This is a genomic window from Aeromonas sp. Y293-4 (genome assembly GCF_027705905.1).
GTDB lineage: Bacteria > Pseudomonadota > Gammaproteobacteria > Enterobacterales > Aeromonadaceae > Aeromonas > Aeromonas veronii.
In genome coordinates, this window is sequence record NZ_JAPDCI010000029.1 from 16,699 (window position 1) to 31,364 (window position 14,666).

At 44.9% G+C, this 14,666-nt stretch carries 6 protein-coding genes and 4 pseudogenes; 8 read left to right on the top strand and 2 right to left on the bottom strand.

What is annotated here, in order from left to right; translation table 11 throughout:
• From OKC31_RS20450 to OKC31_RS20460, 3 genes are all read left to right on the top strand, one after another.
• Window positions 1-1,140 (top strand): AAA family ATPase, encoded by a 1,140-nt coding sequence (locus tag OKC31_RS20450; protein WP_111901661.1) that lies wholly within the window; start codon window positions 1-3, stop codon window positions 1,138-1,140.
• On the top strand, window positions 1,133-4,231 hold the full coding sequence (locus OKC31_RS20455; RefSeq protein WP_111901660.1) for a type I restriction endonuclease subunit R: 3,099 nt from the start codon (window positions 1,133-1,135) through the stop codon (window positions 4,229-4,231). Before OKC31_RS20450 ends, OKC31_RS20455 begins: the two co-directional genes overlap by 8 nt.
• A 729-nt stretch (window positions 4,232-4,960) precedes the next feature.
• Window positions 4,961-7,231 carry a hypothetical protein gene (locus OKC31_RS20460; RefSeq protein ID WP_270657558.1) on the top strand — a complete coding sequence of 757 codons (2,271 nt, stop codon included), beginning with the start codon at window positions 4,961-4,963 and terminating at the stop codon, window positions 7,229-7,231.
• A gap of 160 nt (window positions 7,232-7,391) precedes the next feature.
• Here OKC31_RS20460 and OKC31_RS20465 read toward each other — a convergent pair whose 3' ends face one another.
• Complete coding sequence (locus OKC31_RS20465; RefSeq protein ID WP_040096543.1) at window positions 7,392-8,084, bottom strand: hypothetical protein; 693 nt, start codon at window positions 8,082-8,084, stop codon at window positions 7,392-7,394.
• A gap of 307 nt (window positions 8,085-8,391) precedes the next feature.
• On the opposite strand from OKC31_RS20465, the pseudogene OKC31_RS20470 reads away from it, so the two are divergent.
• The 5 genes and pseudogenes from OKC31_RS20470 to OKC31_RS20490 form a co-directional block, all read left to right on the top strand.
• Window positions 8,392-8,673, top strand: a pseudogene (locus tag OKC31_RS20470) (transposase); the annotation flags it as partial.
• Window positions 8,674-8,759: 86 nt separating this feature from the next.
• Window positions 8,760-9,044: pseudogene (locus tag OKC31_RS20475) on the top strand (IS110 family transposase); the annotation flags it as partial.
• 302 nt (window positions 9,045-9,346) lie between these two features.
• A pseudogene (locus OKC31_RS20480) lies at window positions 9,347-10,092 on the top strand (IS110 family transposase); the annotation flags it as partial.
• A gap of 301 nt (window positions 10,093-10,393) precedes the next feature.
• Window positions 10,394-11,038 (top strand): annotated as a pseudogene (locus OKC31_RS20485) (IS5 family transposase); the annotation flags it as partial.
• A gap of 758 nt (window positions 11,039-11,796) precedes the next feature.
• Window positions 11,797-12,276 (top strand): hypothetical protein, encoded by a 480-nt coding sequence (locus tag OKC31_RS20490; RefSeq protein WP_270657560.1) that lies wholly within the window; start codon window positions 11,797-11,799, stop codon window positions 12,274-12,276.
• 512 nt (window positions 12,277-12,788) lie between these two features.
• Here OKC31_RS20490 and OKC31_RS20495 read toward each other — a convergent pair.
• Window positions 12,789-14,666: ATP-dependent helicase (locus tag OKC31_RS20495; RefSeq protein WP_270657562.1), on the bottom strand; the 1,878-nt coding region annotated here is incomplete at its 5' end.

The following is a 14,666-nucleotide window of genomic DNA, read 5'->3' on the forward strand; positions in this document are numbered from 1 at the left end:
ATGGGTAAAATGCTGATCGACATCGCCCAGCAGTTAAAAGATGCCAACAAGAAGGTGCAACTGATCTACGCCTTCAACGGTACGGGCAAGACTCGTCTGTCGCGAGAGTTCAAGCAACTGATTGCGCCTAAGGAGGAAGGTGATAGCGTGCCGTCGTCGGAGTTGGCCGACAAGAAAATTCTTTATTACAGCGCCTTCACCGAAGACTTGTTTTACTGGGACAACGACTTGGGGCTGGATGCCGAGCCGAAACTGAAAATTCAACCAAATGCTTTCACCAAATGGGTGCTCGAAGAGCAAGGCCAGGACCAAAGCATTATTACCACCTTTCAGCGTTACACGAGTGAGAAGTTGACGCCGCAGTTCAGTGCGGATTTTTCATCGGTTAGTTTTTCGTTCGAGCGCGGAAATACTCGACAAGAATCCCATATCAAAATTTCCAAAGGTGAGGAAAGTAACTTTATCTGGAGTTTTTTCAATGCCCTACTGGAGCTGGTGATTTCCGAGCTAAACATCCCGGAGGTCACTGACCGCTCCACCGATGTCTTCAACAATTTGACCTACGTCTTTGTTGATGACCCCGTGAGCTCACTGGATGAAAACCACTTGATCGAGTTGGCGGTTAACGTGGCAGGGTTGATCAAATCAAGCCGGTCCGATCTTAAGTTCATCATCACCACACACAGCCCGCTGTTCTACAACGTCCTTCACAACGAACTCGATCTCAGCAAAAAGGGCAAAAATGAGGGCTGTTATCTCCTGGAACGCCATGAAGACGGCACATTCGAATTGACCGTGAAGCACGGTGACTCCAACAAAAGCTTTTCCTACCATCTGCACCTGAAACAAATCATTGAGCAGGCGATTGCGGACAACAGGGTTGAACGGTTTCATTTCACCTTGCTGCGAAACCTCTACGAGAAAACAGCCAGCTTTTTGGGTTACCCCAAATGGTCAGAACTCTTGCCGGAGGACAAGCAACTTTATCTAAGCAGAATAATTAATTTCACAAGCCACAATACGCTATCGAACGAAGCAGTTGCAGAGCCAACACAAGCCGAGAAAGCGATTGTCAAGTTGTTGCTCGAGCATTTGAAGAGCAATTATGGCTACTGGCAGCAGGAGCACCAAAATGGCTGATTATAAAACCATCGCAGAATCCAACAAATTTATCGTGCTGGATAAATACACTAAGGAGTGGTCGGTTGCTGAAAGCTATCAGAGCGAAAGTGATCTGGAACGCGAGCTAATTGAGGATCTTGTCAATCAAGGTTATGAGTTTCTGCCCACCCTGAATAACCCCACAAAAATGCTCGCCAATGTACGGGAACAACTACAAACGCTCAATAACGTAGCGTTTCTTGATGGCGAATGGCAGCGTTTTGTTGAGACCTTCCTCGATAAGCCCAGCGACAGCATTGTCGATAAAACTCGCAAGATTCACGATGACTATATCCATGACTTCGTTTTTGATGATGGTCGCATTAAAAACATTTACCTGCTGGATAAGAAGAACATCGTCCGCAACAAGGTGCAGGTAATCAAGCAGTTTGAACAAACCGGTAACCTTGCCAATCGCTATGATGTGACGATCCTGGTGAATGGTTTGCCACTGGTACAGATCGAGCTTAAAAAACGTGGTGTGGCGATCCGCGAAGCCTTTAATCAAGTCCATCGCTACAGCAAAGAAAGCTTTAACAGTGAGCACTCTTTGTTCAAATATTTGCAGTTGTTTGTCATCTCAAATGGCACAGATAGTCGCTATTTTGCAAATACCACGACACGCAATAAAAACAGCTTCGACTTCACCATGAATTGGGCGAAGTCGGACAACACGTTGATCAAGGATCTGAAAGACTTTACTGCAACCTTCTTTCAGAAACACACGCTACTCAATGTGCTGCTGCATTACTCGGTGTTTGATGTCAGCAACACCTTACTGGTGATGCGCCCTTACCAGATTGCCGCGACCGAGCGCATTCTGTGGAAGATCAACAGTGCATATCAGACAAAGAACTGGGGTAATACCGAAAGCGGCGGCTATATCTGGCACACCACAGGTTCAGGCAAAACCTTGACCAGCTTTAAGGCTGCGCGGTTGGCCACCGAGCTTGAGTTTATCGACAAGGTATTCTTCGTGGTGGACCGCAAGGATCTGGATTACCAGACCATGAGGGAGTACCAGCGCTTTTCACCCGATAGCGTCAATGGTTCGGACAGCACTGCGGGCTTAAAGCGTAATCTGGATAAGGATGATAACAAGATCATCGTTACGACCATCCAGAAGCTCAACAATTTGATAAAGAGCGAAACTGACTTGCCGATTTACGGCAAGCAGGTGGTCTTTATTTTCGATGAATGCCATCGCAGCCAGTTTGGCGAGGCACAGAAAAACCTGAAGAAAAAGTTCAAGAAGTTCTACCAGTTTGGCTTTACTGGCACGCCCATCTTCCCGCAGAACGCGCTAGGCGCAGACACCACCGCCAGTGTATTTGGCCGCGAGTTGCACTCTTATGTTATCACCGATGCTATTCGTGATGAAAAAGTGCTCAAGTTCAAGGTGGACTACAACGATGTGCGCCCGCAGTTTAAAGCAATTGAAACAGAGAAAGATGAAAAGAGGCTAAGTGCAGCGGAAAACCAGCAGGCCTTGCTACATCCGGATCGTATTCGTGAGATCACCCAGTACATCCTGAACAACTTCCGGCAAAAGACCCATCGCCTTCAAGCGAACGCCAAGGGCTTTAATGCCATGTTTGCGGTGAGCAGCGTAGAGGCTGCCAAGCTCTACTACGAATCGTTCAAGGCATTGCAGCAAAAGAGTAATAAGCCACTTAAAGTTGCCACCATCTTTTCGTTTGCCGCCAATGAAGAGCAGGATGCAGTGGGCGACATCGAAGATGAGAGCTTTGATGTCTCTGCCATGAATAGCAGTGCCAAGGAGTTTTTAAGCGCGGCTATCGAAGACTATAACGCGCTGTTTAAAACCAATTTTAGCGTGGACAGCAATGGTTTTCAGAACTATTACCGCGACTTGGCAAAACAGGTTAAGGCTAAGGAGATCGACCTGCTAATCGTGGTGGGTATGTTCCTGACCGGCTTTGATGCCCCCACGCTGAACACACTGTTTGTGGACAAGAACTTGCGCTACCACGGACTGATGCAGGCTTACTCGCGCACCAACCGCATTTTTGACGTTACCAAAACCTTCGGCAATATCGTCACTTTCCGGGACCTAGAGCAGGCGACTATCGATGCCATCACCCTGTTTGGTGACAAGAACACCAAGAACGTGGTGCTGGAAAAGAGCTACAAGGAGTACATGGAAGGCTTTACCGACCTCGTAACCGGTCAAGCACGGCGCGGCTTTATGGATGTGTTGAGCGAGCTGGAGCAGCGCTTTCCTGATCCTGCGGCCATTGAGAAAGAGGCCGACAAGAAAGCGTTCGCGAAACTCTTTGGCGAGTATCTACGCGTAGAGAATTTGCTACAAAACTATGACGAGTTTGCCAGCCTGAAGGCCCTGCAAAGCGTAGATATGAGCGATCCTGAAGCGGTCGAGTCATTTAAAGCCGAACACTATCTGGATGATGCAAAGCTGGCCGAGTTGCAGACCATTCGCCTGCCTGCCGAACGCACAATCCAAGACTACCGTTCTACTTACAATGACATCCGAGATTGGCAGCGTCGGCAAAAATCAGCAGAGGAGAAAGACAAATCCACCATCGATTGGGATGACATCGTATTTGAGGTGGATCTGCTCAAATCCCAGGAGATCAACCTCGACTACATACTTGAGCTGATCTATGAGCACAACAAGAAAACCAGAAGCAAAGCTGAGCTGGTAGACGAAGTACGTCGCCTGATCCGTGCAAGCCTTGGCAATCGAGCTAAGGAGAGCCTGCTGGTCGATTTTATCAATCAAACCGACTTGGACCAGATAGGTGATGCCGCCAGCGTCATCGAAGCGTTCTACGCGTTTGCTCAGGCTGAGCAACGACGAGAAGCAGATGAGCTGATCAGCTCTGAAAATCTGAATGTGGAAGCGGCAAAGCGGTATATCAGTAATTCGCTCAAGCGCGAATTCGCCAGCGAAAACGGCACCGAGCTCAATTCACTGTTGCCCAAGATGAGCCCGCTAAACCCGCAATATCTGACCAAAAAACAGAGCGTTTTCCAGAAGATCGCGGCCTTTGTAGAGAAGTACAAGGGCGTGGGTGGCGATCTGTAACGATAGTCGTTACTCCTAAACAACAGGCTGATGTATTAATGGTATTAGCCTGTTTAATAGCTCAGAGTTAGCCTTATTCATTAAGACTATGCTTTCAGCTTCGATAGTTGGCCTTAAATGAAGTGTTTCGTAGGATTGCAAGTCGAAAAATGGGTCTGGTGCTCGCGGAGCGAGGAAAATAAATAAAAAGACAGGTTTTTTCATTAATTTCAGTAGTGAATTGATTATTAGCATTTGTAGTTACATACACCACAAATCACGTGGGCTGCATCCACACCGGTTACAATAAACCACCTCAGAAGTCGTCTCTGTCACTAGCTCCTCATACTACATCGCAGTGTAGTGGCCTTTGTATCGCATTGGCTATTCAGATACAGCTCTATCCCACCCCTCAAAATTATTAGAGTTTATAGATAGTTTTGCCATTTTAGGGCTCAATTATAATGTTTAACTAATAATTTTAGAGAAAAGTCAAGATATTTTTGTTTGCCCTATTGCAAACGCATTGGAATCAGCATATCGTTCTCTTCGTACATACCAGTCAGTGTATGTAGACACATAATTTATATTTGTAACTTCTTCCCAGAGATTAAAAAATCTCTAAGGGGAATGCCTACGCCAAATTTGGGGCGTGAATGCTTGAGAAGTATTTAAATATTTAATAACTATAATAAAAGTGTAGCGTTGGAAAACGCCACCATATTATTATAAAAACTAAATGAGGTGGATATGATTGCGTTGAGTTATGGCGATAACTGCCATTTGAAATTTGGGATTGATAAATCTAACGCGCTGAGGGATAAAATCGTAGAAATTATTGGCGATGGTGAATCTAGGAATTCAATTAGATTAATCAGTGACAATAAATCGGGATTTGATGCAGTGAAAATTGCATTCGATTATAAGATCACAGTCGTGCTGGATGGGCATGAGTTTAAGCCAGGTTCGAACAGGTTCAATCTAGGGGTGACGCTACTCCCATTTGCTAAAAATGAGGTGGAGGAGAAAGAAGCAATTGATTTAGTGGTGACCAGCTCTCATCATTTGTGCCCAGAGAGAATGTCCGAGGTGTCTCTAATTGATGAAGTTAGGTCTCGAACTTGTAATCAATTCCATAATAGAATCGCTGAGGCTATAAAAAACCACCTAAATGCTAAAAAAAATGCAGTATCTTTAGCGCACAATTTCTATACTAAGAATGATAATATTACTGAAACTAATATCGAACTTTGTCACGAAAGATTGTGTCTAGATCGTTTCCCTGGGATTCACATAGTTGTTACTCCGCCAGGGACTGGTAAAACAACTAATTGCCTAATACCCACATTTGACGAGGCTGGGAATAATGGCATGCATCCTATTTTTTTAAATCCATCTCGAGCGTTCACGAATTCACTGTATCCTGATCAGGATGAACGACACTATCATACAGATATCACTAAAAATGAAACCGGTGTCTATGGTGTTAGTCTGAGCATTTTATATAGTAAAAAATATAAGCATATCCGGGATAAGTGCCAAATTTTGATTATAGATGAATTTGAGGATGTTTTTAATTTAATGCACTCAGAATTGGGCATGAGAGTCTCAGTTGATGAATACATTGAAAGGATGGATAATTTCAAAAAAATTATTGCTGATGCCAGCACGGTTGTTATTGCCGATGCGTTTTTAAGTCAGAATTCATTTGATTTTATAGTTGGCTTGGCTGAATTCAGTAATAAGAAAGTTTTCGTATATAGATCATCCAAACCTAGGAATATGCCAGAAATCTTTTTAACAACTAAACCAGATATTATAAACAAGATCAATGAGCGTGCATCAAGTGGCAAAAAATGTATTGTATTTAGCGACGAGGCACACAATGCAAAAAAATCAAATGTTAACGTTTTGGTAAATGCAATAAATACACCAAAAAAAATATTAATCGATGCTGACACTGCTCGTAAATTCCCTAATGGTGCTATAAATAAAAATGTTAGCAGTAAACTGGTGTCAATTTTTACACCGGTTGTGAAAAATGGATTTAGTTTCACAGATAAGGATCTAACATTTACTGCAATTTTTTCAAATGGGCTCGTTCAGCCTAATGATATTATGCAGTTTGTCCACCGAGCGAGGAATGCTAATAATGCATTTTTAGCGCTCCTTGGTGGCAAAAATAGGGTATATAAAAATAGCGATCATATCATTACAGAGTTGGTGATGTCAGCGTTGGGGTGTGATTATTCTATTGAACGTTTGCATGAGTATTGCCACAACCCCACATTAATGCATATGGTTAACCGATTGTTTATTCAACATAAATTGTGTTTGGATTATAATTTCACCCTACTAACAATGCTGGAACAACAGGGGTATAAAATTAGCTATCTTTTACCTGAGCTGAAAAATTCAGATAAAAAAATGCTTGAGTTGGCTGAGCTGAAAACTGAGGAGGAGCGAATTTTCGGGTTATTAAATAGAAGTAAATTTTATGCTCAGGAGGCTTTTGATATTGAGGATTTTTACGGTGAGAAATTAAGTGAGGAGTTGATAAGGTTTGATGATAGAGGAAATACTCGCAGAATAATTACAAATAACATTCCATTATATAAATGTACTGGCGACTATAATAGTCAAGAGTCCATAACATTTGCAATGATAAGATCGCTAGCCAATGAGTTAAAACTCAGTTACAATTATTGCTACAGTAGTGATGAGGCTGGTAAATTCCTAGCGTGGATTGAGAATGGAAAATTTAAGTTTGGTCATGAACTCATTGCAGTAAAAAAATTCTTTAATAAAGACTATTTTATCATTCCATCTAAAAGGGGAATTCCAATTAGGTTTTTAGAGTCGTTCCTCAATAAGAATTTTGGCTATAAAACGGATTCGAGTAAGCCCAAAAATTACTATCGTGATGGACCAGGATCGGTGCGTTCAAAAAGAGCTGTTAAAATAGCGTACCTGCCAAATGATATTAGTTACTGGCTTACCAAAAAATTGGCCAGTCAGTAACTATATTTAACCTGTACAGATATAGTCATCTCCTGACACCGGCCTCAAACCGGTGTCTTATTGTTTTATTTTGGAATGCATTTATTTACAGTGGTTACGCATTTTCAAATTATTACTCATATAAAGAAAATCTGTTTGTGTATTGAGCTGTATTCCTAGCTTAAGAAATATATTTCAGAATGCGTTTACGACCCTCCTTTGCTTCGATACGGCCAAAGTCCGCAAAAAAGTGCCCAAACTCTTGCAGATAATTGTCTCGTAGGTATGTAGTTTCCAATACCAAACGCCCATTACCATCAAGAGAAAAAACTTGAGCTCTCAGGAAGCATTTACAATTACCAACAGAGAACTCAAATACATTGCGAGTATCATCAAGAAAGCCATCTCGAACTAGGTTTTTTCGTTGGTTTTGTTTTATGGAGAGCAAAAACTCAACGAGAAACTCTTCATTTTCTTCTTTTAAGCTATCCTCTACAATTGCTAAATCAGCAGGGGAGAAGTCGCAGCCAATAGTTCTCATGAAATCCATATCACCCTCATGTGTTAGATAAGGGTGAGTATGCAAATTTCCGATTCGCTCATAACCCATTTGTTCAGCAATATGCTTTTTCAGATATTGCGTATCTTCTTTAGGTGTAACCGACCCTGCTTGCATAATTGCGGTAGTATCCACAGAAATAAACTCAACCTTATATGTGGTTTTCTCTTTACCTCTTTTAACCGTACCGAAGACAGATGCGTGCAATTCTATGCCACTGCGTAACTGTCCTTGATGTTGTACAACAAAAGCCTCAAAGCCGTTCAACAGCAATTGAGCTACAACTTGTTTTGATAAATGAATGTGATGTTCCATTTTTAAATCTCAGTGCCAGTTTATCGATTGAATAACTTTAGGTGTAAAGCGATATTGCAGCGATATTGTGCAATGCATAAAATTGTCATACCTATTGTCTGACACATAGGAGACAAGGTAAAACAATGTACTCAATCGTGGCACTAGTTAGCAAGCTGGAGGCGTTGTTTCCAAAATCAGCCAGCAAGTCATGACTTCTCTGGATGAGTGGCTCGGATGGGCATTGTTTCCCAAATCGATGCAGCTTGAATTGAACTTACTGAGGGGGCGGTGATCTGATCACCACCATCCTCTTCAAATCTGCATCATGGGCTCGTCGCTTCACCCCATCACCAACTGGCCTCAATACAACAAGTCTTTGATTAACCGTGGTTCACTCACCTTCTGGGTTGATACCGAAGCCATGAACAACTGGTTCCACCACGACCATCATGGGCGGCGGGGTCGCAGCCAGCTTTACACTGACCAGACCATCGCAACCTTCCTGATGCTCAAGGGGATTTTCAGCCTCACTCTGCGAGCAACACAGGGACTACTCGACTCCCTGTTCGAGTTGATGAACGTACCGCTGTGTGCGCCGGACTATAGCTAATGGGATGGTCGCCCCTCCCCAAAACGGCATCTGAGTGCCAAAGTGGCGAATGTAAGTTCCCACTGATGAGAGAGGCGACCACCATGAAGGCTACGACTATCGGCATTGATCTGGCAAAACATCTCTTCCAATTACATGGCGTTGATCAACATGGCAAGACGGTCCTCAAGCGACAGTTGAAGCGGGATCAGATGCTCTCATTCTTTACCAATCTTTCTCCTAGCCTGATCGGCATGGAGGCATGCGGCAGTGCCCATTACTGGGCCAATAAACTGCAAGGAATGGGGCATACCGTCAAACTGATGGCGCCGCAGTTCGTTAAGCCCTATGTGAAGACCAACAAGAACGATGCTGCGGATGCAGAAGCTATCTGCGAATGCGTATTCCGGTGAAGTTGAACAGTGATTCCGGAATCTGTGAACACCATTTCCGGAAAGTATGCGGCCAGGGATTCTGCGAGCAGAAGCTGAGCTTTGAGGGGAGGCATCTTTTCGACTCACCGAACAAGCCAGCAGCCAAGCGCAGCGCGGCAGTTGTGGATCCAGGTCATTGGAGCATGACGGTTCATCTGACATCAGAGTTCGTGCTCTGAGGTGTCCGGAAACGGTGTACACGCAAGCCGGAATCAGCGTTCATTTTAAACCGGAATAGGTGTTCATTTTCGACCGGAATATGCACGAAGCCGTCACCCGACCCAATATGCGGTTTGTGCCAATAAAAAATGGCGAGCAGTTAGCCGTGTTGGCGCTACATCGCGCAAGGCAAGGGTTCGTCAAAGCCAGAACGGCACAAGCTAATCAAACCAGGGGCCTGCTGGCTGAACATGGCATCATTGTCCCTAAAGGTATTGCACACATTAGCCTACGATTGCCCGAGCTCCTGGAGGATGCAGAGAACAACCTACCCGGAACGTTTCGTCAATTAATTGAGCGTTTAGGGGAGCACCTCAAAGAGCTCGCCAAGCAGGTGAATGAACTGGAAGAGCAGATCTGGTGTTGGCACAAAGAAAACTCGGCAAGCCAGAAGCTGGCTAAGATGCCGGGTATTGGTCCTCTCACGGCCAGTGCACTGGTAGCGTCTATCGGCGATGCAAAGCAGTTCGAAAATGGCCGCCAGCTAGCAGCCTGGCTGGGCTTGGTACCCAATCAACATTCCAGCGGCGGCAAGCAGACCCTGTTGGGGATAAGCAAACGCGGTGACATCTATCTACGCACACTGCTGATCCACGGGGCCCGCTCCGTGCTCCGGGTCGCTGAGCGTAAGACAGAGTACGCAGGAAGCTGGCTTGCGGGGGTCATGGAGCGACGTAACCATAATGTAACGGTAGTGGCACTGGCCAACAAGAATGCACGCATCATCTGGGCATTACTTGCCCATGAGCGCGAGTACGATGCTGATCACGCAGTAGCGGCCTGAGCGCAATAGCTAGCACAGGAACGGTGTTTCATAGCAAGCGTGACAAAGTATCGAGTTAACAACCAGCGTTAGAAAGTACCACCGATTGCACGGGCGATCATGACGTGATGGCGAGGCAGGTCAGACCGTGACTGGCAAAACCCGACAGACACAGGGCACTAATAAGTGCGTTTAGCTGATAGAGGAGCCAGTCAGCGAATTCCATCAGGGATAGAGGCTGTTGCCTCGGTGAAATCCGGATCTATGGCTGCAATCTCAACCTGACTCACTTTCATTGATTGAGGGCTTGGCAAACCGGGGCGACCATCTATGTGTCAGCAAGCGAGCACGCACGGTGAAAGTGGCTTATCGACAGCCCCCAAAGGGAGGCATTACCGACCTGGTTATCGATTCAACCGGGCTGAAGGTGTTTGGCGAAGGCGAGTGGAAGGTCAGAAAACACGGCGCCGCGAAGCGGCGAGTGTGGCGCAAGTTGCATCAGGCGGTAGACCCGGTGGCCCACGATATCGTGGCGGCGGAAGTGTCGTTGGAAAATGTCCATGACGCCGAGGTGTTGCCAACCTTGCTCAACCCTCTGCGGCGCAAGCTGGGACGTGTTTATGCGGATGGCGCCTACGACAGCAAAGCCAGCCATCAGCTTATCTCGCGCAAAGGGGCGACAGCCTGTATCCCGCCTCGCAAGAATGCAGGGCTCTGGAAAAAGGGGCACCCAAGAAATGAGGCCGTGCTGGTGATGCGCAAAGAAGGGCTGGCGCACTGGAAGAAGATATCGGGGTATCACCGACGCTCGCTGGCAGAGACAGCGATGTATCGGTTCAAGCAGTTGATGGCGGGCAAAATCAGTCTGCGAACATACAACGGTCAGGTAGGGGAAGTGATGGTGTATGTTGGTGCAATCAACAAACTGAACACCCTTGGTCTGCCCGTCAGAAAGCCCCGAGTGTAACGATCACTTGGGGCTGGGGCAGTTGTGGCTTGATGGTTGATTTGGGAAACAACGCCGAGATTGATGCCCTGGGTCAAGCACTTTTCTTTCACATACCTGCCTTGTCCTACCAACTCACGCTCCGTGCTCAGGCTACAACAAACATGAGCATGAATTGTGCCGACTCCTGCATGAGATCTGGACACAAAAATCAGATCTATCACACGGTAACGTCTACTCCTTCTACGTCTGTTACTAATCGATTTTTTGCTCATGTAGGCTCATAGAAACCTCAGTTTACGCACGTAAAAAAGCCACGATTTTTTTCCAAAACACCTAAGCATTTTTTTTCATAACCACATCATTTTTTGCGAGAGTTTCATGCCGTTTTTTTTTACTTTTTATGGTGGAGTTATTCTGTGGAAATCTATTGTTTTTTTCACGAGAAAAAATTTTTCTATGAGTGTTTTTTTTGATTTCCATCGTTAGAAACCCCTCATTATTGACAATAAAAAGAGAGCAAAAAAACAATTGAAATTTCAGAATAAAATATTTTCGATATTTTTTGTTGTTTGCTATTGCCATTTATATGAAATCAACCTAAATTAACTGCAACAAGGTGCATGCTATACATTCACATCTACAAATGATGAATAGGTGTACTTTAACCTAAAGATCATATTTGGTAATACGATCCTCGCTATTGGCGGAGCTTCAACTACCAATAGATAAACACAAGTTCCGAAATATTCCATGTTAACATGTAAGGTAGTATTGTAATGAGAAAAGTAAACGATGATATTTGTGCGATTGATATCGAGACTCATAATGAAGCTCTTGAACTTTTGAGGAGTAGATTTAACCTGAATAAAATTATCCGCCCCCTTGATAAGCATGTTGTGCTCAAAAACTATAACCATATTCATGAACTCTATGACTTCCCTGCATTTGTGATTTTAAATCATGACATTGCAGAATCTGTAGCAAGTGCATTAGATAATGTATCTATTAAGATGTATTATGATGATATCGTGGCATCATTGGGCGATGATGAGAATGATAGGGCTGTTACTTATGACCAGGTACTTTCTGGTTGGGCCCAAAGTAACATGCCCAGTTACTATAGACCAGGTAGTGACTACCAATCTGCTGAGGAGTTTCTTGCAGATATGGGGACTGACTATGTGAATGACTCTATTATTCTAGCAAATTATAAAATGGCTATAGATGTGCTGTTAAGAGCAGAAGCAAAGCTATGATTGATGTGAGTTTAGTTTCAATGCTGAACAATTAAAGGTTGGTCTTGCTTGTTTCAACGTATTACTGGTAATTCTGAAATTTAAATTGCTGTATGTAGGTGCTTAAAACACCCATGCCAAAAACGTAAACTTCAAATTCGATGGAAATAGCATTCTCAACGTATGTGGGGCTGTAAATACCGCAGCTTGTTTACAGTCCCCTTGTGTCTATTACCACATAGCCTGAAGTCAATTCTCCCTCTCTCCTTCGGGTATATTTTGCATCTAATCATTTTCGAGTTAATGGTTAGATATCGTGTTGCCGTGGCATAGCTGAAATGAGTGGATATAGAGCTGGATCCTGAATACTGGCAAGCATAGCCCCTCAGAACCGCTTAAAAACTCTTTATACTGGTGCTGCGAGGCGTTGCTATGCGGATCGTTGTGCAGAAGCTTGCTTCTGAGCAATAGACCCCCATTGAACTCGATAATTAGCACGAAGCGGAAATCGGCAAGTATCTTGTCCGTGCTCCCTAGACTTTTAATCGCTGAAGATCTCTTAGATACCATTGGTGAAACTTGCTAAGGTCACTCTCCAGTTCCTTAAACGTGTTGTTATAGATCGCATCACTGGTAACAGCGCAAGCAGACAAGCCAGCCTCATAGACGAAGCGAGTGGCTATCGGTGGCTTCTTCGGGGTGCTGTCCCAGTGGTTTCTCAGCCACAGTGTGAGCCCTTCATCAAGAGGGGCAACCAGATTAAGCTGTTGTTTTGTGCGAGTAATTCCGACATAAAACAACCGACGTTCTTCCTCGATGTTCTCGTTGGTCGAGGGGGGGCTCATCGATGTGCGCGCGCTATGAAGATCATCGGTTTTGCCGCCAGGAAATTCTTGCTCATTCAAGCCTATCAGTATCACTTTATCCCACTCTAGTCCCTTGGAACCATGCAGTGTGGAAAGGATGAAGGGTTCGCAGTCAGTCGCAGCCTCTTCCGGGTTTAGGATAAGTTTTAAAAACGTCCGGGAATCGATCTTACTAGAGTCAAGTAGTTCCACGATCCTCACGACTCCTCGTTGCCGATCGTTTGAGCCAGTGCGTGTTACGCCGTCTGAGCCAACATTATCAATAAAACCCTCCATGCCAAGACGGCGTAACACATCAATAGCTGGCGTTTCCTCTCCGTCCTTTTGGCATATAGTGGCTAGTCTTCCTAGCCGGTCTTTTTGGTATTGTGCGCCGTCGAATATCTGACCAAGAACAGTCCATAGATCGGCATGTGGAGCCATCAATCCACTGAGCGCTGCTTTTAATTGCCCTGTCTGCCAGTTAAAACCAGCTTCCTTCAGATAGCCGTAGATAATCGCTTTTTTGTTGGGGTGGTTTTCAAGTAGCCGCAGATCGCCGTACACAGACAGCAATACGCCGACTACCAGTATTCCGATTTCAGTACGGGTATGTAATGCGCTTGAACCATTGAGGTAGCGATAGGGTAGCCCACACAGGCGTAATGCAATTTCCGCCTCGGCAAGGTTCGCCTTAGTGCGGGACAATATGGCTTGTGTTCCGCTGCTCACCGAAAGGTTTGATAGCACCTTGGATAAGCAGTTATCAAAGTGCAATCTGACCTCTGTTTTCGGGGTGCTAGGATGACTGACACAAAGCTTGGTCAGTTTAGTGGAATTACGCCGAATTACCGAGTTTGCTATCAAGGAAAGCTTATGGCCAAACCTGAACGTGCATGAAAGTTGAAATACCTTCGTATTCTGGTAATGCTGTTCAAACAGGCCACCGATAAAATCTGGTCGAGCACCTCGCCACTCGTAAATACACTGGTTAACATCACCCACAGCCATAACTGACGTATCCTGCTTGGATAGCAAGCGGGTCATTTCATGCTGTATCCAGTTAACATCCTGATATTCATCAACAATGATGTGTTTGAAGTGGGCACCAAGGCTGCTGTCTTTACGCAACAGTGCAACAGCCTCAACCAAACAGTCATCAAAGGTTCGCAGACAGTTTTCTTCCAACAGCTCACAATAGCGGCTATAAGCGTGAATAAATTCCCGTTTGATGCTGTTGAATGTTGGATCATTAGCTGCATCAACAGGAGTTACTGCCGCAGCGCGCCAACGAGAGATAAACAACTCGAAGGTTTCAATTTCATTGGGGTCGATGTAACTCGCCTCATAGTCAAAACCATAGCGATAGGCTTGCTTAACCAGTTGCTCATATTGGTAGTCGGTGGGCGTGATGAGGTTTTTCTTCTTGATTAGCTGTCGGCGCTCCCCGTAACCAACAATCGTTAAGGCCAAACTGTGAAACGTGCGGAGGTAATCCCCCCATTTTTTGGAGCACTCAAAAGTAGAGGTCATGCGGCCTGTGCCAAGCGCTGTTTCGGCGTGTAG

Excerpts from the sequence above, each read along its gene's own strand:
- OKC31_RS20450 (WP_111901661.1), top strand. The coding sequence starts at position 1 with ATGGGTAAAATGCTGATCGACATCGCCCAGCAGTTAAAAGATGCCAAC.
- OKC31_RS20455 (WP_111901660.1), top strand. The coding sequence starts at position 1,133 with ATGGCTGATTATAAAACCATCGCAGAATCCAACAAATTTATCGTGCTG.
- OKC31_RS20460 (WP_270657558.1), top strand. The coding sequence starts at position 4,961 with ATGATTGCGTTGAGTTATGGCGATAACTGCCATTTGAAATTTGGGATT.
- OKC31_RS20465 (WP_040096543.1), bottom strand. The coding sequence starts at position 8,084 with ATGGAACATCACATTCATTTATCAAAACAAGTTGTAGCTCAATTGCTG.
- OKC31_RS20490 (WP_270657560.1), top strand. The coding sequence starts at position 11,797 with ATGAGAAAAGTAAACGATGATATTTGTGCGATTGATATCGAGACTCAT.